Source organism: Paenibacillus luteus (assembly GCF_006542765.1).
GTDB classification, from domain to species: Bacteria; Bacillota; Bacilli; order Paenibacillales; family Paenibacillaceae; genus Pristimantibacillus; species Pristimantibacillus luteus.
This window is the reverse complement of the sequence record NZ_SKCD01000033.1, coordinates 104,986-126,557: the sequence shown is the minus strand read 5'-3', so window position 1 is coordinate 126,557 and position 21,572 is coordinate 104,986. Positions and strand designations below refer to the sequence as shown.

General features: G+C 48.0%; 20 protein-coding genes. 6 read left to right on the top strand and 14 right to left on the bottom strand.

The window, feature by feature from the left end:
* Nucleotides 1–149: 149 nt before the first annotated feature.
* On the bottom strand, nucleotides 150–1,262 hold the full coding sequence (gene citZ, locus E0496_RS22810) for a citrate synthase (RefSeq protein ID WP_141504087.1): 1,113 nt from the start codon (nucleotides 1,260–1,262) through the stop codon (nucleotides 150–152).
* Between the two features lie 306 nt (nucleotides 1,263–1,568).
* On the opposite strand from citZ, the gene E0496_RS22805 reads away from it, so the two are divergent.
* Nucleotides 1,569–3,116, top strand: a complete 1,548-nt coding sequence (locus E0496_RS22805; RefSeq protein WP_141504086.1) for a Ppx/GppA phosphatase family protein — start codon at nucleotides 1,569–1,571, stop codon at nucleotides 3,114–3,116.
* On the opposite strand, the gene ppk1 is transcribed toward E0496_RS22805, so the two are convergent.
* The 9 genes from ppk1 to E0496_RS22760 all read right to left on the bottom strand — a co-directional run bounded on the left by ppk1 (nucleotide 3,094) and on the right by E0496_RS22760 (nucleotide 15,169).
* On the bottom strand, nucleotides 3,094–5,154 hold the full coding sequence (gene ppk1, locus E0496_RS22800; RefSeq protein ID WP_141504085.1) for a polyphosphate kinase 1: 2,061 nt from the start codon (nucleotides 5,152–5,154) through the stop codon (nucleotides 3,094–3,096). The genes E0496_RS22805 and ppk1 overlap by 23 nt on opposite strands.
* Nucleotides 5,155–5,408: 254 nt before the next feature.
* A complete protein-coding gene (locus E0496_RS22795; RefSeq protein ID WP_141504084.1) occupies nucleotides 5,409–5,801 on the bottom strand; it encodes an FxsA family protein in 393 nt (130 codons plus the stop codon).
* A gap of 106 nt (nucleotides 5,802–5,907) precedes the next feature.
* Nucleotides 5,908–6,375 carry an acyl-CoA thioesterase gene (locus tag E0496_RS22790; RefSeq protein WP_141504083.1) on the bottom strand — a complete coding sequence of 156 codons (468 nt, stop codon included), beginning with the start codon at nucleotides 6,373–6,375 and terminating at the stop codon, nucleotides 5,908–5,910.
* A gap of 100 nt (nucleotides 6,376–6,475) precedes the next feature.
* Nucleotides 6,476–8,230, bottom strand: a complete 1,755-nt coding sequence (gene pyk, locus E0496_RS22785; RefSeq protein ID WP_141504082.1) for a pyruvate kinase — start codon at nucleotides 8,228–8,230, stop codon at nucleotides 6,476–6,478.
* Nucleotides 8,231–8,324: 94 nt separating this feature from the next.
* Nucleotides 8,325–9,395: an acetyl-CoA carboxylase carboxyltransferase subunit alpha gene (locus E0496_RS22780; protein ID WP_141504081.1), complete on the bottom strand. Its 1,071-nt coding sequence runs from the start codon at nucleotides 9,393–9,395 to the stop codon at nucleotides 8,325–8,327.
* Nucleotides 9,385–10,254, bottom strand: a complete 870-nt coding sequence (accD, locus tag E0496_RS22775) for an acetyl-CoA carboxylase, carboxyltransferase subunit beta (RefSeq protein WP_141504080.1) — start codon at nucleotides 10,252–10,254, stop codon at nucleotides 9,385–9,387. Before accD ends, E0496_RS22780 begins: the two co-directional genes overlap by 11 nt.
* A 40-nt stretch (nucleotides 10,255–10,294) precedes the next feature.
* Entirely contained in the window at nucleotides 10,295–10,486 is a 192-nt protein-coding gene (locus E0496_RS22770; RefSeq protein WP_053374720.1) for a hypothetical protein, read from the bottom strand.
* Between the two features lie 95 nt (nucleotides 10,487–10,581).
* Complete coding sequence (locus tag E0496_RS22765) at nucleotides 10,582–11,073, bottom strand: phosphatidylglycerophosphatase A family protein (protein ID WP_141504079.1); 492 nt, start codon at nucleotides 11,071–11,073, stop codon at nucleotides 10,582–10,584.
* Nucleotides 11,074–11,401: 328 nt separating this feature from the next.
* Nucleotides 11,402–15,169, bottom strand: coding sequence for a DNA polymerase III subunit alpha (locus E0496_RS22760; protein ID WP_141504078.1), 3,768 nt, complete (start codon nucleotides 15,167–15,169; stop codon nucleotides 11,402–11,404).
* A 182-nt stretch (nucleotides 15,170–15,351) separates the two neighbouring features.
* Here E0496_RS22760 and E0496_RS22755 point away from each other — a divergent pair, with 182 nt between their 5' ends.
* The 3 genes from E0496_RS22755 to E0496_RS22745 all read left to right on the top strand — a co-directional run bounded on the left by E0496_RS22755 (nucleotide 15,352) and on the right by E0496_RS22745 (nucleotide 16,582).
* Entirely contained in the window at nucleotides 15,352–15,678 is a 327-nt protein-coding gene (locus E0496_RS22755; protein ID WP_141504077.1) for a YtrH family sporulation protein, read from the top strand.
* A gap of 3 nt (nucleotides 15,679–15,681) precedes the next feature.
* The gene (locus E0496_RS22750) at nucleotides 15,682–16,197 is read left to right on the top strand and encodes a sporulation membrane protein YtrI (RefSeq protein WP_141504076.1); all 516 of its coding nucleotides are present in this window, start codon (nucleotides 15,682–15,684) and stop codon (nucleotides 16,195–16,197) included.
* An 88-nt stretch (nucleotides 16,198–16,285) separates the two neighbouring features.
* Entirely contained in the window at nucleotides 16,286–16,582 is a 297-nt protein-coding gene (locus tag E0496_RS22745; RefSeq protein WP_141504075.1) for a YtpI family protein, read from the top strand.
* Between the two features lie 10 nt (nucleotides 16,583–16,592).
* Here the strand turns inward: E0496_RS22745 and E0496_RS22740 are convergent, their stop codons facing one another.
* On the bottom strand, nucleotides 16,593–17,945 hold the full coding sequence (locus E0496_RS22740) for a DRTGG domain-containing protein (protein ID WP_421924582.1): 1,353 nt from the start codon (nucleotides 17,943–17,945) through the stop codon (nucleotides 16,593–16,595).
* Between the two features lie 98 nt (nucleotides 17,946–18,043).
* The gene (locus E0496_RS22735) at nucleotides 18,044–18,517 is read right to left on the bottom strand and encodes a hypothetical protein (protein WP_141504073.1); all 474 of its coding nucleotides are present in this window, start codon (nucleotides 18,515–18,517) and stop codon (nucleotides 18,044–18,046) included.
* A 230-nt stretch (nucleotides 18,518–18,747) separates the two neighbouring features.
* Between E0496_RS22735 and E0496_RS22730 the strand changes: the two genes are divergently transcribed.
* On the top strand, nucleotides 18,748–19,095 hold the full coding sequence (locus E0496_RS22730) for a helix-turn-helix domain-containing protein (RefSeq protein ID WP_141504072.1): 348 nt from the start codon (nucleotides 18,748–18,750) through the stop codon (nucleotides 19,093–19,095).
* 155 nt (nucleotides 19,096–19,250) lie between these two features.
* On the opposite strand, the gene E0496_RS22725 is transcribed toward E0496_RS22730, so the two are convergent.
* The gene (locus tag E0496_RS22725) at nucleotides 19,251–19,562 is read right to left on the bottom strand and encodes a hypothetical protein (RefSeq protein WP_241674935.1); all 312 of its coding nucleotides are present in this window, start codon (nucleotides 19,560–19,562) and stop codon (nucleotides 19,251–19,253) included.
* A 64-nt stretch (nucleotides 19,563–19,626) separates the two neighbouring features.
* Nucleotides 19,627–19,962 (bottom strand): YlbF family regulator, encoded by a 336-nt coding sequence (locus E0496_RS22720; RefSeq protein ID WP_141504071.1) that lies wholly within the window; start codon nucleotides 19,960–19,962, stop codon nucleotides 19,627–19,629.
* A gap of 232 nt (nucleotides 19,963–20,194) precedes the next feature.
* On the opposite strand from E0496_RS22720, the gene E0496_RS22715 reads away from it, so the two are divergent.
* Complete coding sequence (locus E0496_RS22715) at nucleotides 20,195–21,565, top strand: YheC/YheD family endospore coat-associated protein (RefSeq protein WP_141504351.1); 1,371 nt, start codon at nucleotides 20,195–20,197, stop codon at nucleotides 21,563–21,565.
* Nucleotides 21,566–21,572 lie beyond the last annotated feature (7 nt).

Here is a 21,572-nt window from a genome sequence, read left to right as displayed (position 1 = left end):
GGGGCCTGCTTCTTATGCAGGCATAATTTGGTATTATTTCGTAATGCCATATAATCTTTTATATGTAGTGCTTTATAAATGATTATATTTGGAAAAAGTAGAACGAACGACAGCCCGTTCACTTCTCCCATTGTATCCTAATTTAGAGATTAGCGCTGCTCGATCGGAATATACTTCGCATTAACAGGGCCAACGTAGTCGGCACGCGGACGAATCAAGCGGTTATCTTGGTATTGCTCAAGAATATGAGCGCTCCACCCAGAAACCCGGCTGATTGCAAAAATCGGCGTAAATAGGTCGCGTGGAATTTCCAGCGTCGTGTATACGGAAGCGGAGTAGAAGTCAACGTTTGGCTTCAAGCCTTTTTGACCTGTGACCAGCTCTTCGATTTTGACAGACATTTCATAAAGCTCCATATTGCCTGTCAACTTGCCAAGCTCGCGCGACATTTTTTGCAAATGCTTTGCACGAGGATCGCCGTTTTTGTAAACGCGGTGACCAAAGCCCATAATTTTCACTTTGTTCGCAAGCGCGTTGTTAATAAAGCTCTCCACGTTAGCTGCAGAACCGATTTCTTCGAGCATCACCATAACAGCTTCGTTCGCACCGCCATGAAGCGGTCCTTTCAAAGCGCCAATTGCCGATGTCACGCCTGAATAAATGTCTGACAGCGTTGCAACCGTAACGCGTGCTGCGAAGGTCGAAGCATTCAGCTCGTGGTCAGCATGAAGAACGAGTGCTTGATCAAGCGCCTTAACGGCTACTTCAGCTGGCTCGTTGCCTGTTAGCATATAAAGGAAATTATAAGCGATGGATACGCCTTGCTTTGGAGCAACTGGCTCCAAGCCTTGACGGATACGGGCAAATGCAGCAATAATCGTAGGCAATTGAGCTTGCAATTTGATTGCTTTCAATTGATTAGCTTCAGGAGTCATCTCGTTGGCAGCACTATCGTACAAAGCCAGGCTAGATACTGCTGTACGAAGTGCAGCCATCGAGTTGGTGTCTTTGGGATATAGCTTGATTTGATCAAGCACGCCTTGCGGTACTGCAGCAAATTGATCCAATTGCTTTTGCAGTCCGTCAAGCTCGGAACGATTAGGTAATTTGCCGTACCATAGCAGATATGCGACCTCTTCAAAAGTAGCGTTTGCTGCGAGATCATCAATATCGATACCACGGTATGTCAGTACGCCATCAATAATAGAGCTGATGGACGAAGCCGCGGCAACAATTCCTTCTAGACCTTTAGTTGCTGTCATCGTTCTCTCTCCTTTAACTTGGGTATCATAAACAATAGTAGGGATTCGGAATTTGTACCATCGCTATTAATCATAAATGATTTTGACAGCGAAGTGAACAAATACGTCATAAAAATGCTTTATCGGCGTCATTAATATTTTTTTCGCTTATGGTTTGACCACATCGTATCGTATGCTCCAGCTGCATTTTTCCCTATTCGCTCCAACTTTAGACGCTGCATAAACTATTTTTACAGAAGCGAATATAGTGGTAAAATGTCAAAAAGAGAATTCACTGAGCAAAATTTGCCGTATTGGAGGCGCTACATGACAGAACAACGTATTGGAATTATTGACATAGGCTCCAACTCGGTCCGGCTCGTCGTATACGAGAGGACAGCAAATGGTGCCCATCGTGTGGCCGACAGCAGCAAACGGCCTGCCAGGCTAAGCGAACGCATCGATGAGAACGGCTGTCTCCCCGGGACAGCGATTGACGAGCTGATCGACACGCTGACCCATTTTACCATGATTTGCACACATAATCATACAACCAGTATTCGAGCAGTCGCTACAGCCGCTGTTCGCAACGCCAATAACCGGCCCGAAATATTGAATCGAATCAAAACAGAAACAGGACTCAGCATTGAGCTGCTCTCTGGCGAGGACGAGGCATCCTACGGTTTTCTTGGCATGATCAACTCGCTTCAAATACGGGATGGACTGCTTATCGACATCGGAGGCGGAAGCACCGAGCTATCCTTATTCCGCAATCGCGCCATCGTTCGCACCGTATCCTTTCCTTTTGGCTGCGTCAGTCTTAACAAACGCTTTGTGGCTAAAGGAACCCTTCAGGACGATGATTTAAAAGCGCTTGAGACCTTTGTCGCGGAAGCGGTCAGGCATGAATCATGGATCGGCGATACGCCTGGCTTACCCCTTGTTGGTGTAGGCGGAACGGTCCGTGCGCTGGGTAAAATGCATCAAGCAGCCTATAGATACCCATTCCCGCAAACGCATAACTATCCCGTTACCGGAGAGCAGGTGGATGAGCTGTTCCATCAGATGCGCAAGCTGCCGCTCGACAAACGGCGCAAACTGCCTGGCTTGTCCAAGGACCGCGCCGATGTCGTCTTACCAGGAGTAGCCATCTTGCGTGTCCTTTTCCGAGCAACCAAAGCCTCCTACTACCGAATTTGTGGTGCAGGCTTAAGAGATGGACTGTTTCATGCTACTCGGTTTCCTAACCATCCAAAGCTCGACGACGTATTAAAATACAGCCTTACAAATTTAAGCGCCCTTCATCCGGCCGCCCCCAAGCAGCATGTGCTGCAGGTAAACCGCATTGCCTTGGAGCTATTCGATGTGTTGAATTATGAGTATCCCTTGCAGCCTCAGACTAGAGTACTGCTTGATACGGCTTCGCAATTGTTCCGGATTGGAGCTTCCATCGATTATTACGAATACGCCAGGCATTCGTTCTATTTGATTATCCATTCACAGCTTAATGGTCTTACGCACCGGGAAATGATTATGACCGCAGCGATTGCCTCTTACAAAAGCAAAGGCCGGGCCCGTCAGCATATTTCCGAATATAAGGAGCTGCTGAACGAATCCGACCTTGCTATTATTTATAAGCTTGGTTCCTTGCTCCAGCTTTCTGCAGCATTGGACCGCACAGAAACGCAGGCCATTGCCCAGTTAAACGTTCAACTGGATGGAAGCCAACTGCTGCTTCGTCCAATCCAGCCGCGCGGCGCCTTAGCCGTCGAGCGACGAGAGGTGGAAGAGCTGGGTACTGAATTCAAGAAGCTATGGGGCGTAACGCCAAGCCTGGATTACACTTCTTCCCCTATCCCTTCCACGACGCTATAGCTTTTGCCTCAAACTGACTGCGGAACGGCTGCTTATCTTCACTTGAAATATGCTCGTAAGTGCCGTTCGGCCGCAGTTCGCGCGCCTTCACATTATCATCGATATTAAGCTGAAGCATTTTGATCAAAATCTGTCTAAGTGACATATCGAATACCGGACACATCAGCTCGATACGTCTTGTCAAATTCCGTGTCATCCAATCCGCGCTTGACAGATATACTTCTTCCTCCCCGCCGTTATGGAAATACATGATTCTTGCATGCTCAAGGAAGCGATCTACAATGCTAATTACTTGTATATTTTCGCTCCGGCCAGGCACCCCTGGACGCAAGCAGCATACGCCGCGTACGATCAATACGATCTTCACGCCTGCTTGTGAAGCTTCATATAATTTGTCAATCATTTCCTGGTTCGATAAGGAATTCATCTTCGCAATGATCCTGGCCGGCTTTCCAGCGATTGCATTTAACCGTTCGCGATCGATCAGCCGGTAAAGCTTTTCCTTCAAGTCTGACGGCGCGACACCAAATGCCTTCCACTCGTAAGGCGAGGAGTATCCAGTCACTTCGTTAAATAATGCCGAAGCATCACCGCCAATGACAGGATGCGAGGTAAATAGACCGATGTCCGTGTATAACGTCGCTGTACTGTCATTGTAATTGCCTGTGCCTACATGAACGAAACGACGCAAAGTTCCTTGCTCGCGACGAACGACCAGCAAAATTTTCGCATGTGTCTTCAGTCCAACCAAGCCATAAACGACATGACAGCCTGCTTTCTCCAGCTGGCGCGCCCATGCAATGTTCCGTTCCTCGTCAAACCTCGCCTTTAGCTCTACAACTACCGTCACCTGCTTGCCTGACTCGCCTGCCTTGGCAAGTGCCTGGACGAGCGCAGACTGGCCGCTGACGCGATACAATGTCATTTTGATCGCCAGCACGTCCGGGTCATAGGCTGCCTGCATGACAAAATCATTAACTGCATCAAAAGATTCATACGGATGGTACATCAAAACGTCACGCTGGCGTATCACCTCGAACATATCATCGGTCTCATCGAATTCTCTTGGATACACAGGCTCCAGCTTCTCATAACGTAAGTTTTCGTTGCCCGGCACGGCGCCTGCGAACTTCATCAAGAAGCTTAGATCAAGAGGGCCGTCGATTTCGAATAGATTATCTTCAATCTCAAGCTCTTCGGTCAGCATTTCAAGCGCATAAGGGTGCATTCCCTTTGCAACCTCAAGCCTCACAGGAATGCCCCAGCGGCGGCGGCGAAGCTCCTTCTCAATTTCTTCAAGCAGATCCTCCGCATCCTCTTCGTTGAGCGTAATATCTGCGTCCCTTGTCAACCGGAATGGATTGACGGAGAATGGAATATAGCCATTGAACAAGGTATCAATAAACTGCTCGATTAAATCTTCAAGCAGCACAAACTCTGTTTTTTTGCTGTTCACTCTGCCTGGAACCGGAACAAAACGAGGTAAAATAGATGGAACCTGAACGATTGCGAATAACGGCTCTTCCTCTGACGGGTCACTGTCTTGTCTGAGAAGCACAGCCAAATACAATTCTTTCGTATGAACAAGTGGGAACGGTCGGCTTTGGTCAACAGCCATTGGTGTTAAAACTGGAAATACAATTTCATGAAAATAGTCCGACACTGCCTTGGTCTGCGATATGTTGAGCTCTTCAATAGTACGAATAAATATACCTTCACGACTTAAGCCGCGAAATACTTCTCGATATGTACGATATTGATCATTTACCATCTGCGTAGCGCGCTTGATGAGCCTTTTCCACAGTCCAGAAGGCGTGTATCCAGTAAAATCCGTTTTCGACAGACCTGCCCGCATCTGCATTTGTATGCCTGCCACCCGCACACTCATAAATTCATCCAAATTGCTCGTGACAATCGCTAGAAACTTGGCTCTCTCGAGCAAAGGATTGCTCGTATCCTGAGCTTCCTCAAGAACCCTTCGATTGAATTCGATCCAACTTAAGTCGCGGTTTACATAGTTGGACAAAAGCTTGGTCATTTCTCACGCCTCCTGAGTCATTATGCTAAGTAAACCTTCTCTCTTAGCTTACGCTGCAGCTTCGAATTGAAGACTGCTTCACAAGCTTGAAGCTCAGGCTATCCTATTTACACATAAGCAGCGCCTATTCACATATTCGGCGAGCTAAAAATCACAATCGCTTGCCATTAGTGACAGGATACGACATATGTTCACTTTATTATGAAGCATAACTATTATTGCCATGTTAACCTTTTGTAAATGTCACGTAAATATTAGAACCTTCCGATTCTAAAATTACCATTGCGAATCCGTTTTTCTATCCAGTGCAGCATGATTTGGCGGTAGTAGGCACGTGTCCCGGGGATTAGGAGTGTGATACCCACAATATCTGACAGAAAACCGGGAATGAGCAGCAGTAGCCCACCAGCGAGCACGCAAAGTCCATCTAAAAGCGACTGGCCTGGAATTTGTCCGGCCTGCATTTGGCGCTGAGCCTCTCCCCAAACTTTGCGCCCTTCTGCCTTCGCTAAATAAGCGCCGGCAAGAGCCATTACAATAAGGATAAAAAACGTATTCCAGCCGCCAATCCAGCTCCCGACCTGAAATATGCCCCAAAGCTCTATAAATGGTACTACAATAATGACAGCCAACAACCATTTGGACATGATTTGACCTCCTAAAAGTTTGCGAAGCAAACTTACTTCGTAAGCATAAGCTTAGTTTGCGAAGCAAACTTACTTCGTTAGCATAAGCCTAGTTTGCGTTAAAAAATCACCTGGTACGCAACAGCTCATACAACTCTGGCATCACTTTGTTTAGCCTGGACGGCTGCCAGTTCGCGTTAACCCATACATGCTTCGTACCACCTTCAACCAGCAGTTCTCCTGGTAATTGTTCCGTTGCCGCAAGCTGCGAGGCATGAAAGTCAGTGGCGTCCACCCGTCTGATCTGTGATTCAAAAGAAACCCTAAGCGGCGAGCAATCCGCTATCCTTGTGCACACAAGAACCATATCATCATAACGTGCTGGGAGCACATATTTGCATTGCAAGTCAACAACAGGCAGCAGTAAGCCCCGCTCTTCAATTTCTTTATAATGATAACCTGCATTTCTTATCCATTCTGTACGTCCAATCTCGAACCAGGTTACATAATTTCCGTGGAACACGACACCCATTTGATCCGTTTCCTGATAACGGACACGAATCGGATGCATACACCAAGTGGAAGCTGCGAGCATCTTATTCCTCCTGAGCCTATATGATTAGCAAAAAGCGACGGTGAGATCACCATCGCTTTAGCTTTTGTACTATAAGGTTCATTTAAAAGCGGCTGCGCAATTACAGTACTTTTGATTGACCATGGTAGATGACGCCAGTCTCGCCGTAGATGGTAACTTCCATGCCATCTTTCAACAATTCTGTCGCATTAGTAATGCCTAGAATAACTGGGATTCCAAGGTTAAGGCCGACTACTGCAGCATGGCTAGTAATACCGCCTTGCTCCGTAATAACCGCTCCAGCTTTCTCAAACGCAGGCATATATTCTTTGTCCGTTGAAATCGTAACCAGGATAGAACCTTGCGTCGTTTTTGCGATCGCTTCTTCTGGAGTACGAGCAACAACGATTTTACCGATAGCTGTTTGGCTGCCGATACCTTGTCCTTGAGCCAAAAGCTCACCGATGTGGTGAATTTTAATCAGGTTGGTCGTACCCGCACGGCCAACAGGAACACCTGCAGTAATAACGACTGTATCGCCAAGGCTCAAGAAGCCCGTGCTCATCGCGCCTTTAACCGCATTTTCGAACATTTCATCCGTTGTATCGGCATCCGGGCCAAGTACCGCGAACACGCCCCAAATAAGGGAAAGACGACGCAATACTTTCTCATCTGTCGTTACAGCAATGATTGGAGCTTTAGGCTTGTACTTCGATACCATGCGAGCGGTAAAGCCGCTTTGAGTCGAAGTAATAATCGCTTTCGCACGTAGATCAAGAGCTGAGTTCGCAACCGCCTGACTGATTGCTTCCGTTACGGAAGTTTGTTGTGCATTTGCTTGCTTTGTGAAGATTTCACGGTATTCCAAAGCCGCTTCTGCGCGCTCAGCAATACGAGCCATCGTCTGTACGGACTCTGTTGGGTAACGCCCAGCAGCTGTTTCGCCAGATAGCATAATTGCATCCGTGCCGTCAAAGATCGCATTCGCAACATCGCTTGCTTCTGCGCGTGTTGGACGCGGGTTGCGCTGCATGGAATCAAGCATTTGCGTAGCCGTAATTACCGGTTTACCAACGCGATTGCCTTTTTTAATCATATTTTTTTGAACGAGCGGCACTTCTTCAGCTGGAATTTCTACGCCAAGGTCGCCACGCGCAACCATTAAGCCGTCAGAAACCTCAAGAATCTCATCGAGATTGTCTACGCCTTCTTGGTTTTCAATTTTTGAAATGATTTGGATATGACCAGCATTGTGACGCTCAAGAAGCTCACGGATTTCAAGCACGTCGCTTGCTTTACGCACAAAAGAAGCAGCAATGAAATCTACGCCTTGTTCGATACCGAATACGATATCATTAGCGTCCTTCTCGGTAATACCAGGCAATGAAATTTTCACGCCAGGCACGTTAACGCCTTTTTTGCTTTTGATTGGACCACTGTTTACGATGCGGCAAACGATTTCCGTACCTTTTACTTCTTCAACTGTCAAACCGATCAAGCCGTCATCGATCAAGATTGTTGATCCGACAGTAACATCGTTTGGAAGGTTGTTGTACGTAATAGGAACACGGTTGCGGTCACCTAGGATTTCTTCCGTAGTAAGCGTAACGATTTCGCCTTGATTTAGTTCAATCGGCTCTTCCTTCAGCTTGCCTAGACGAATCTCAGGACCTTTCGTATCAAGCAAAACAGCTACCGAAGTACCAAGTTCTGCATTAGCTATACGAATATTTTTGATTCGGTTGCCGTGCTCTTCAAAATCTCCGTGGGAGAAGTTAAGACGGGCAACGTTCATGCCTGCCTTGATTAGTTTCTTTGTGTTCTCCAACGATTCGCTGGATGGACCGATCGTACAAACGATTTTAGTTTTGCGCATGTTAAGTTTCCTCCGTAAATTGCCTGATATTCTATTCTATACTGACATGACACCCCACTGCTTGTACAGTGAAATAATCAATTTTACATATAATTTACTGAACGGTTGGCGCTGCTTCAGATAATTGCTGCTGAGTTTGCTCCGTACCGTCAGTTGCTTCACCATGATTCTCATCGCTTGCAGAAGCACTGGAAGCTGCGGCAGGCTGTTCCACGATCTTGAATTGGCCCACCTTACGGAATTTATTATAGCGATCTTCGATAAGCTGCTCCGAACTCATCGTTCTGAGCTCCTGCAGATGATGCCACAGCTTGACTTTAATTTGCTCAGCTTGAAAAGCTAGATCCTTATGTGCACCGCCCTGCGGCTCAGCCACGATATCTTCAATAACGCCAAATTCAAGCAAATCCTTGGCTGTTATTTTCATTGCCTCGGCAGCTTCGTCCGCACGGGAAGCATCCTTCCACAAAATCGATGCGGCTCCATTTGGGGAAATCGCGCTATAGATAGCATTTTCAAGCATAAGTACGCGGTTGCCCACGCCTAAAGCTAGTGCGCCGCCACTGCCGCCTTCTCCGATAACGATACAAATGATAGGCACGCCGAAGCCGGCCATTTCCCGCAAATTACGCGCAATCGCTTCTGATTGGCCGCGTTCTTCAGCGGTTTTGCCCGGATAAGCACCCTTCGTATCAATAAAAGTAATGATTGGGCGCTTGAACTTATTCGCTTGCTCCATCAGCCTAAGTGCCTTGCGGAAGCCCTCGGGATGAGGACTTCCGAAGAAACGGGCGATATTCTCACGAGTATCCTTGCCTCGCTGATGGCCAATGACTGTCACAGGGACGCCGTTAAGCTTAGCCAGACCGCCAACGATCGCAAGATCATCTGCAAAGAGACGATCGCCGTGCAACTCCATAAAATCGGTAAACACCGTTTGAATAAAATCAAGCGATGTTGGACGCTGATGATGGCGTGCCATGTGCATCTTTTGAGCAGGGCTTAGCTCGCTGTAAAGCTCTTCTTCCAGCTGCTTGCATTTCTGCTCAAGCTGCAAAATTTCTTCCGTAAAGTCAATGCCCTTCTCGACGCTTAAGGTTTTCAGCTCCGTAACCTTCTGCCGCATATCGTTGAGCGGTTTTTCAAAAGGCAGTTCACCCGCCATAAGATGTTTCCTCCCTTACGCAATGCATATCGAGCAGCTTTGCTAACGTAGGCTTCATATCTTTGCGGTGTACGACCTTATCGAGCTGGCCGTGCTGCAAATTAAACTCAGCCGTCTGGAAATCATCCGGCAGCTTCTGGCGAATTGTCTGTTCGATAACAATTCGTCCAGCAAAGCCGATCAATGCGCCAGGCTCGGCCAAATTATAATCACCCAAGCTCGCGAAGCTTGCCGATACCCCGCCTGTAGTAGGATCGGTAAAAATCGAAATAAACAAACCACCCGCGCTTTGAAATTTCGAAAGCGCTGCGCTTGTCTTGGCCATTTGCATCAAGCTGAGGATACTCTCCTGCATGCGGGCGCCACCCGAAGTAGAGAAAATGAGAAGCGGCAATTGCTTCGCATGAGCCGCTTCTATCGCTCTAGTAATCTTCTCTCCAACGACCGATCCCATACTTCCCGTGAAAAAATCAAAGCTCATTACGGCAATGACAACCGGAAAACCGCCGATCGCACCTTCTCCTGTAATAACAGCTTCGCGAAGACTGGACTTGCTCTTCTGCTGCTCAAGCTTGTTGGCATAACCAGGAAAGTTTAGAGGATCGACGGATTCCATATCCGCATCGTATTCTAACAAATGCCCGTCATCGAGCGTTAAAGCAATACGTTCCAAAGCGGTTAGCCGATAGTGATGGCTGCACGAGGAACATACCTTTAAATTCTTTTCCAACTCTTTGCTGTACTGAATTGTGCCGCATTTTGGGCACTTATTCATCAAGCCCTCAGGAACCTCGCGCTTGCGCGGTTCCGAAGGTATTGTCGCATATTTCTTCTTCGTAAATAAGTCCTTTATTTGCACGTGTGACACCTCTCAAGGCGCAATAGTATAGAGCAGTCCATCATAATGGCCGCATAATGGAGTTGAATACTTCCTGAACTTCCTCCAACTCGCCAGACGGAACTAGTATCTCGTATTGCTGTTTGGACAGATTGACGGAGCGGATTTTCACCAAAAATCCTTCTTCCGTTAGCCGCTTCTTGATGTTATCTGCGATTTTTGCTGTTGGTGCGATATAAATGACCGTCCACATCATGGTACCTCCTGAAAACTTTGCTACCGCAAAGTTCACTTACTAAGCATAGCTATCCCGGTAACAGGCCATATGATCTCATAATGATACCATAGTCAGGGCGAATCCGGCAAATCATATCGGATCGCTTTCGGGTCCTGATGTGCAATTCTTGCCGATGCGGCAGCAGCCAATCCAGCAACCAAGTCGTCCAGAAACACATGAATACGCTCGCCCTTCACATTCAATTGACGAATAATACCGGGTTTTACTTTATCCAAATATCCGAAGCTCGTCAATCCAATCATGCCATAAACATTTGTAATGCCGAGTGCCAGCGTCTCATCTACGCCGTAAAGAGACTCGTCATTTTCCATGATCGATTGCAAAGGCTCAGGCAGCAATTTTCGTTCAGCAAGCTCATCAAGAGCAATGCCTGTATACATCACATATTGCACTTCCCGCTTGGCGAGTACAGCTCTCACGCTCTCCTCGCATTCCTCCATCGTCAGATCAGCGTTGTAAGGACGCTGCAGCGTGTACACGATTTCCGTTACGTTGTCGACCGATACTCCCCGCTTCAAGAGCCATTTCTCGATACCTGTCATCGAACTCATCCCTCCCGTAACTGCTTGTACGTTTAGCTTGAAAACATTAGCGTGAGCAGATGACCGTGTCCAGAAAACCGAACTTATTCTGGCAAGCTTAATTGTCATCGCCGCTTGTATCTCTAAACATATGCGCGAACAAGCCCTGATGTGCATACGAAATACATTTGTTTCCGGAAGCATTCGGAAGGAAATTTACTTGAACTAGAATTATTTATGTTTTGATCACTGCGTGAGGAGAACATTCTTTTGGAACGCACTTGCAGCTGTCTTCTTTAATTTAAATAGATCGTATCAGACAAGAATCCGACTGCAAGTTAAGCTGCAATTATTTCACAACGATCGTGCCTTCTCCAAGAAGCTCCTCAATAACTGATATCAACTGCGGGGATGGCTTCACCCGGTAGCTTTCGCTAAGCGCGATTGACTTTTGTCCTTGCACATAGAAGAGAACCGTATCGTTCTGGCCGCTGTGTGCCACCAATAAACGTTTTAGCTGTTCCAGAACAGCAGGTTCTTCTTTCTCTGCCACGATTTTGATATAGACGCGCTGCGGTTTGCGTTCGCCTAGGGCAGAACGATCCTGTGCTGCTCCTTGGACGGTCCCTTGTACTGATCCTTGCCCTGTTCCTTGTGTTGTCCCTTGCTCCGTTCCATGTGCTGCACCTTGCCTTGTTCCCGTCACTTGCTGTCTGTTAGGTTTGACAGCCGGTTCCTGACTCGTCTGTTGCTTAACGGATGCAGCCCCTCGGGCCGCTTGTCCATAGCCGCTCTGCGTCCTGTCCCTCGTTGCAGAACCACCCGACGATACCGGCGTTGCGCTTCCGGAAACGCGTGCCGCGCGCGCTTGCGCCTGCTTCTGAAGCCGTTTAACCTGATCAGCCAGCCCAACATCTTCAAGATCAATGGGCACGCAGTCCTCAACAATGAGCTTAAAGTCATCATCCTGCTGCTGTACCGTTGCCTGGATAATTGCCAAACCGCCTTTGACCAGCTTGCTGCCGATCCGCTTCCATGTCGTTGGAAAGACAACAGCTTCCACACGCAAAATGTGATCCTCTACCTCAAGAAAACCCATAGCGAGCCCTTTTTTATTCGTAAACGGCTTTAGGGAGACGATCATTACACCTAGGATGGCGATATTACCATCCTTCGCTTCGCTAAGTTCAACCAACCGGTCGAGCCCTAACGTGCTTAGCTGCTGCTCCGCCCCGTCTAAAGGATGGCCCGATATATAAAGCCCCAGCAGTTCGCGTTCGAAATCAAGCTGCTGTGCGGACGTATACGGACGTATATCCGGCAGCTCTACATCCCAGTTCTGCACTTCATCGAGCCCGAACATTTCGAGCTGAAGCTCCTCTCGCTCCTTGCGCCACTTGACGGCAGCCTCCACCGTTTCTTCAAGCGCACCGAGCAACTGGGCACGATGCCCAGGCAAAGTATCTAACGCCCCTGCTTGAATGAGCGATTCGAGCACTCGCTTGTTCACAACCCGCAGGTCTACGCGCTGACAAAGATCGAGCAAGCTTTCAAAAGGGCTTTCTCCTCGTTCCTTCATAAGTGCTTCAATTGCCTGCGTACCGACGTTTTTAATCGCGGCAAGCCCAAAGCGCACTGCTTTATCTACAGGCGTAAAGGATACGCTGCTTTCATTGACGTCAGGAGGCAGCACGGCAATGCCCATACGGCGGCACTCATCTACATATTCCGCAGTTTTCCGCTGGTTGCCTGTCACAGAAGCCAACATGGAAGCCATGAAAGGAACCGGATAGTTGGCTTTGAGCCAAGCCGTCTGGAAAGCAAGCACACCGTAGGCTGCCGCATGCGCGCGTGGGAAGCCGTAATCGGCGAACCTGACGATCATATCGTAAACGTGATTGGCATCGGACTCGGAATACCCCTGTGCCAAGCTGCCCTTAACAAAATGCGCCCTCTCCTCGTCAAGTACCTCGCGCTTTTTCTTCGATACGGCACGACGCAGCAAATCAGCTTCGCCAAGCGAGAAACCGGCCATTGCGGAAGCAATTTGCATGATTTGCTCCTGATAGACGATGATGCCATACGTATCTGACAAAATAGGCTCCAGCGAAGGATGCGGGTACTCGACCGTCACTAATCCATGCTTGCCCTGAATATATTTCGGAATAAATTCCATGGGGCCCGGACGGTATAACGCAAGCACCGAAACGATGTCCTCGAATTCCGTCGGTTTCATTTCCTTTAAGACGCGCCTTACGCCGGAGGACTCGAGCTGAAATATGCCCGTCGTATCTCCCCGGCTTAACATCGCATAGGTCGCTGGATCATTATCGCTTATCGTATGAAAATCAATAATTTTACCGTGCTGGTCCTTTACGGCTTGCAAGGCACGCTCTAGAATAGACAGCGTCCGCAAACCGAGAAAATCCATTTTGAGAAGGCCGATCGCTTCCAGATGCTCCATGGAATATTGCGTCAGCGGTATTTGCTCGCTTCCGCCCTGTATGGGCGTATAGTGGGTTAGAGGCTCTTGCGAGATAACAACACCAGCCGCATGCGTGGACGCATGGCGAGGCATTCCCTCTACCTTCAAAGCCATCTGAAGCAAAGCCGCCGTCTTCGGCTGCCGCTCACTTGCTTCACGCAGCTCACTGCTGATGCGAAGCGCTTCCTCAAGCGTAATGCCAAGCTGGTTCGGAATGAGCTTCGCAGCGCGGTCCACTTCTTGAAATGGAACGTTCATCGCTCGCCCTACATCCCGAACCGCAGCCTTGGCTGCCATCGTACCGAAAGTAATGATTTGGGCGACATGCTCATCCCCGTATTTGGCCGCAACATAGGCGATAACTTCGTCTCGTCGCTCATCGTTGAAATCGATATCGATATCCGGCATTGAGATTCTCTCCGGATTCAGAAAACGCTCGAACAAAAGCTTGTATTTCAGCGGATCAACATCAGTTATCCGAAGGGTATAGGCTACCAAGCTGCCTGCGGAGGAACCTCGACCCGGTCCTGTCCGTATGCCGCGCTCATGGGCAAATCGAACAAAATCCCAAACGATAAGAAAATAATCGCTAAAGCCCATATTGTCGATGACAGAAAGCTCATATGCTAGACGCTCCTCTGCCTTCTGCTTGAACTCGGCATCGTCCGCCCATTCGGACAAGCCCGCATATCTTGCGGTCAACCCGTCTTGGCATAATGTCCTTAAATAATCGGATGAGCTCATCGCATCAGGCACCGGCCGAAACACAGGAAGAGCAGCACGGCCAAGCGTAAGCTCCAGCTCGCATTTGCTTGCAATTTCTATCGTATTCGCCAATGCTTCTGGCACATGCCGGTATAAAAGCGCCATTTCATCTGCACTTTTCATATACATCTGATCAGTAAGCATACGCAGCCGATCGGTATCCTCTATCGTCTTGCCCGTGCCAATACAAATAAGTACGTCCTGCACAGCGGCATCCTCTGCTTGGAGATAATGCACATCGTTTGTCGCCGCAAGCTTGATGCCTGTTTCAGCAGCCAGCTTAATCATTTCGGCATTAACCTTCTTCTGATCCAGCATCCCATGATCCTGCAGCTCTAAATAAAAGTCATCGCCAAAAATCGCTTTGTACCGTAAAGCACTGTTCCTAGCTTCTTCTATGCGTTCATGCAGCAAATGCTGGGATACTTCTCCTCCTAAACACGCACTTAGGCAAATCAATCCTTCCGAATGCGTCCTTAGAACCTCTAAATCAACGCGCGGTTTATAATGAAAGCCCTCCAAATGGGCAATCGAGCTAAGCTTCATCAAATTCCGATAACCCGTCTCGTTCTTGGCAAGCACGATCAAATGGTAGATCGGGTTTTCCTTGCGTGTCCCTTTCTCAAAGCGGGACCCGGCCGTCATATAGAGCTCACAGCCGATAATCGGTTTAATGCCATGCGCACGGCATGCCCGGTAAAATGGAATTGCACCGTACATAACCCCATGGTCAGTCAACGCGAGCGCCTTCATGCCAAGCTCCGCTGCTCTTGCCGTTAGGTCGCGGATTCTTGCGGCACCATCAAGTAGGCTATATTCGCTGTGAACGTGCAAATGCACGAATGATTGTTGGTTCTCGCCGCTCATTGCATCCGTTCCTTTCCGCTGCGTCCAAATAAGTTATCTCTATTTTATCATATTAGCAGTGGACACGCCCATAGAATGGTAGGAGTGTATACAGGCATCTCAAGGCCCGCTTCCCTAGAACAGCGTAAATAGGGGTTGGTTGTGGGTTGCGCATCATGCATCATATTTTTAGGAGGGATACCATGAGCTACTTTTTGTCCAAAGCGGGACTTGATTTCTTTATTGCATTTGGCGTGGTTTTAGGAGGATCGACGCTTGCTGCCATCGGCTCGATCTTCATGCTGCTGCCGCCTGCAACGACAATGCTGGATACGGCAGTGCGGCTGAAAATTTGGGCGATCGTAGCCGCTATAGGCGGGTCCATCGATCCTGTTCGTGTCATTGAGAGCAATATTAGTGAGGGGCATTTATCTCCGGCAGCGCAGCAAATATGCTTTATTTTCATCGCGTTTCTTGGGGCGCATCTAGGCACGGAGCTTGTCCGTCTCATTTGCAAGGGAGCCAATTAAGCGATGCGTCTGCCGCCGTTTGGCCGATTTGTGAGAGGTCTTCAAATGGTTGGGGTTTTAATGTTAGGCATGATTATCGGAGCAATCATCTATAATTCCATTTATTTGGTGCAGTTCGAGGCTTTGATTGATTTAAAAAGCGGGCTTGAAGTGCAGCTTGAGCAATATGAACAGGATATCAAATCCTTGAATCAATTCAAGAATCAGCATACCGTAATCAAGAGCGTGCTTCCCCGCATTGAGAAGGAAACCGCGCAGGACACAAACCGGCCAAAAATTGATCAGGTGGCTGAAGCTGAACTGATTAAGCGGATTAAGGAAGACCTAAAGATCTTTCTTGGTCGAAGCATATATGAGATTGACTCCGATGCGAGATTCGCGCGCAAGCTGTTGGAGAAAAGGGTCTATATGGACGTTTATAACAAAGATTATACAATTGAAGTCAAAACGATTCTGGTCGTCGACAATATCCTTCAAGTCTGGGTCGAGATCCGCAACTACACAAAGCCTCCATCTTAGGCACACAGCCGTATTTCGTGGTACAATAGACTCTGTCTGTTGTCCATCTGATAACGATAATGATTAGACCTAAAGGAGCTACTTTTCCATGAATCAACTAATGCAATGGCTGCTCATGCCTGGCATCCTTGTTTCACTCGTATTCTCAGCCGTATTCAGCTTCAAATCACGCCGCGCCGCCGATCCGAGAACAAGAGCCGTACATTCTGCCAAAATGAATATCAGCATGGGCAGTATGCTACTGTTTATCGCTTTGGTTCAACTGTTTCTGTCCGGCGAGTCCACGCTTCGCATCGTCATCGGCGCTATCTTTCTCGTACTTGGCGTATTTAATCTATTTGCCGGACTTCGCAATCTCAGCCTCTACAGCTCTTCGAGAAGCTAATACCTGCTATTTAATACGGATCAATCATTTGGGCCGTCAGCATTGCCTTGGCGGCCAATCCTTGTGCATCCTTGACCTCGATTTCCAACTTCGTAAACTTCCGACTCATTTCCAATGCCCTCGGTATGATTCTAATTTCGCTGTCGATCTGAACCGGCCTTACAAAATAAGTCGTCATACTCTCAAGCAAGTAATCCCTTTTGGCGGTATCCCTAATCATTCTGCGAGCTGCCTGTGTCATCAAAGTGGCCAGCAGTCCCTCCGATACCATCCCCAGCGCGCCCGACATTTGCGGCGTAATCGTGCCTTTGTAGGAAATGCCCAGCTCATCATGCCCAGCTGAATTTGCGCTTGAAGTAGCCAGAAAACCCGTCCACATTAAATCCTCAAAGGTCTCGCCCGATTCCGGCTGCTTGCCTGCAAAACGCATCGCATCCAGTACTTCTTGCCTCGTTACGACGCCCAGCAGCTTGCGATGTCTATCTACGATAGGAAGCAAGTCAATTCCTTCAGCGGCCATGGTATGGGCAGCAGAGGTAACGGTAATATTGGGAGCTGCCGTAATCGGCTGTTTGGTCATCACCTTGTCAACCATGCTATCCTCCGGTGCACCGACAGCATCCTTGGCTGTCATCATCCCAATCACCTTGGTTCGATCATCGATCACGGGAAAACGAGAATAGCCCGTCTCGCGAGATAACTTATGAAAGTCTGAAATGGTATTTCGGATTCTAAGCACGTCAGCTGGTTTACTGAAGGTGACGATATCTTCGATCAGCATAATTTTGCGCTTAATTAGCCGGTCATACATGGCCCGGTTGATCATAGAAGCGACCGTAAACGTGTCATGGCGCGAGGAAATAATAGGGAGTGCTCGCTCATCTGCCAGTTGGATCACTTCCGAGCTCGGCTCAAAGCCGCCGGTAATTAGCACGCCTGCACCCTCTTCTAGTGCACAGCGATGCGCTCCGATCCGATTGCCTACAATGAGCAGGCTGCCTTCATCGATATAACGCAGCATGGCATCAATCTCCATCGCGCCGATAACGAACTTATGCAGCGTTTTATCCAGTCCAGCTGCGCCTCCAAACAAGCGGCCTTCTACGATTTCGGCGACCTCGCCAAAAGTAAGCTGATCCAGCGCCTCACGGCGCTTCCTGTCGATCCGCACCGTGCCAATCCGTTCCTTCGTGCTGACAAGACCCGAACTCTCTGCTTCCTTGAATGCCTTGTATGCCGTCCCCTCGCTAACGCCCTGAGATTTGGCAATTGCCCGAACTGATATTTTTGTTCCAATCTTGAGGTTTTGAATATAGTTCAAAATCTGTTCATGCTTCGTGCTGGTTTCATTGCCTGGTCCGATTGAAGTCACCTTATATCCTCCGTCCGACTTTCTATTGTTACAACCTATTATAGGAGAAAGCGGGATACAAGTCATGTCTGTCCATCATTAAACTGCTCTTATAGCTGCCATTGCAGCAGCACGCGCTCCACCTTCAGCTTGCCGTCGATCTGTTGCCCCTCCGGCCCTTTCAATCTCCACTTCTTAAATAACTGCTGGATCGTTTGCACGTTAATCGCTTCCTCGGCTCCGGACTTCACAAAAGCCTGCCAATCATACTCAATGGGTATAGGATATCTCAGGGATTGAATTGGGAATTGCATCATTTCAATCATTTGAGCTGGTATTTCCTCATATATGCTTGAAAACAAAAACGAGCTCTGCTCGCTGTAAGGTCTAGATATTGTATCCGATTTGAGTTCAAGCACATATTCCACGATTTGGGTATGAGGATTAACGCGGCAACTGAACGAGCCGCGGGCCGTAACTGCCTTGTCTACACGATGAGACAATCGATAAGTGAATTGAACCAAGAAGGGAACATTATTATAATATGCACGGACTTTTCTGAAAAACTCGAATTCATCAACCACCCAGCCATCCTCCCTTCGCCTCAATTTTTCCCTAATATATCCTATCATCTTTAGTTTAATTGGTAAATTGACCCTTTACAGGTAATGATATTAATAGAATGATACTTTTTTACACAATTATAGTAAAGAGCCCAACTTTTTGTCAATGACTATAGTCACTATTTTTAATATGTTCTATAGGGCGTTGTTGGCCGTCAAGCAAAGTTTTATCGTTAGGCTGAGGTGACAAAATGACTGAAATTGCAGGGCTGGTTGGAGAAAACATTCGTCAATTGAGGAAAAAAAGAGGCCTAAGCCAAGAACAGCTTGCTTTTCGCGCCGATATTAATGCATCGTATATGGGGCAGGTCGAGCGCGGTGAAAAAAATCCGACGATCGATGTGCTCAGCAAAATTGCAAACGCGCTGCAAACGCCGCTGGAGATGCTCGTCAATGTCAGCGCCCCTCCGGATTTGGCGGATGTGGACCCTGAAGGCTACGCCACCAAAATTGTTCATCAAATCCACGGCCTAAGCCTGAAGGAACAGGAAGCCGTCTACAAAATCGTCAAGCAGTTGGTTCAATTCAAAGATATTTAACCTTTCACTACTTCCTCTACAGGTTGACATACAACACAAAGAAGCTCCGCCCGAAGAGAAATCGGCGGAGCTTCTTTGTTAGAAAACAATAACTCAGAGCAGCATGTCTGCTCTGATCCTCTAGCCTTCCTCTTGGCTGATGCCTTTTGTAGCAACTAACCTCTCGCTTTTCGTGAAAGTGTTGCTTTTTGGAGCAGCTTTTGCTCCCAGAGAAGAGCCTTGGCTTTCTTGATGCGCGCGAGTTCCTTGCGCTTCTCCTCATTCATCAGCAGCGCATTGACATGTGCGGTAATAATGATAAGCGCAAACCCTATCCAGACCAGCCCAAATACGCTCATTATGCTCCAAGGTGCGCTCAGTTCCAGACGCGGAAGCGCATATACAAGCATCGCAAGCGCAATGAGCAAATATATGACGTGACGAACCTTACCAGCTAGCATCCCGTTCAGCTCCTCTACTTCGGTCATTAGCGGCCAATGCTCTTGTCCGCACTACCATTCTATGAGGAAAGGACAAGGGATATGCCTGCAGCTAGTCTACGATAGACTTTAGAACGTCGGACATTATTCGGTTGACATCCTCAAACACAACTGCGAATCGGCGCTCAGCGTCAAGCAGCTTACCAATCAATGGATTGAGTGTAATGACCTCGTAGAGCTTGTTCATCTTCTCCATTTCTTCCGCAGAAGGCTCCTCGCCAGCCATCATTTTTTGCTGCAGGAAGGATTGCCGCTCACGGAAATCATCCAGCATTCGTTTGGCTTCCGCATCCGCTTCAGCCGCTTCCTTGGCAAGCTTGAGCAAATTCGCTTCCTCGCTGTCCTTTAATGCTTTTGCCAATTCATAAGCTTTGTCATATACATTCATTCGTCTCTCTCCATTCGGTAAATTTGGTCTATTTATCTATGCATTCATCATACCGTTTAATTGCAGCAGAAGCCAAGCCCTAGTGGAAAAGCCAATGAAAACAACACAAGCTTCCCTCCTGTTTAGGATTCACAAAGGGATAGATGTCCTCATATGATGAGGTAATTCGTGCAAAACACCTATAGGCCGCTAACCTCTTATCGTCATCCTCCTGCTTGGAAGGAGATTTATGATGCTCAAATCGAAAGTAGCCGTACAGGTGATCAGCTCCGGCATGCTACCGGAAGATACGCTTATGCTAGGCGAAGTCTATGTGAAGCAATGGAAAATCCCTCAAGGCCAGCACATTCTTATAAAGTTCGGTGGCTTTCGGCAGCACGTAAAGGTAATCCCTGTCGCAAAGTACAATGGCATGAGAATGAGCCAAAGCCTAGCAAGAAAAATGGGATTATCCAACGGCACATCGATTCGTCTGCAATATAAAGACGGCACAGCAACACTTGTTCTGGGACCTCTCATCGGCGTGCTTGTCAGTCGGGATTATCCACACCTTCCTGATAAACCGTTTGGTTCCATTACTATGTTTTGCAGGGAGCTTGTAGAAGCCTGTACGGCGCAAGGCGCTTACGTTTATTTTTTCACGCCGAATCAGATCGGCACAAGTCTTGACCACCTTGACGGATGGATCTATTCAAATGGATGGCTCAAGGTCACGCTGCCCGTTCCCGATGTGATTAACAACCGGCTTACCTCCAGAAAATTGGAGAACAGACCCAGCGTACAGCAATTCATCAAGGAAGTAAAACTGAAGCATCAGACTACCGTTTTCAACGAAAAGTTTTTGGATAAGACCGAAGTTTTCGATGCGCTGAAGAAAGAGGAAAACCTCGTCCGCTACTTGCCCGAATCGCACTCTCTGCGAAATTACACGATGTTGAAATCCATGTGCTCGCGCTATAGCAGCGTGTTTCTCAAGCCCGTTCGCGGCAGCTTGGGTAAAGGCATCATTCGAGTTACGCGCATTGATTCGAATAATTATCAAGTGATGTATGCAACGGCTGCTGGCTCCCGCAAGCAGCAATATTCAAGCCTGCTCAAGCTGTTCTCAACGATATCCGCTAAGATGAAAACCGTTAAGTACCAAATTCAGCAGGGGCTGACGTTGATCGAAATCCAGAAGCGGCCGGTCGACTTTCGTGCCCTTGTACAAAAAAATGCTTCCGGTAAATGGACGATTACTTCCATTGTCGCCCGTACCGCCGGCAATCATCATTTTGTGTCCAATCTAGCTAGAGGAGGTACGCTGAGTACCGTCGGAGATGCCGTGGCCAAATCAAATCTCAATCCCGGCATCAGCAGGCAGGATGCCGTTCAACGGCTTCAACAGGCGGCGCTGAATATTGCACGCGGCGTTGACACTCAAATTCCCGCTCATTTCGGTGAGCTTGGCATTGATTTGGCCATGGATACTAGCGGCCGCGTCTGGCTGCTGGAGGTCAATTCAAAGCCATCCAAAAACGACAATACACCGCTTAATGAAAATAAAATCCGACCATCTGTACGCATGATGATTCAATATTCCCGTTTTTTATCGGGCTTTTAACGGAGGC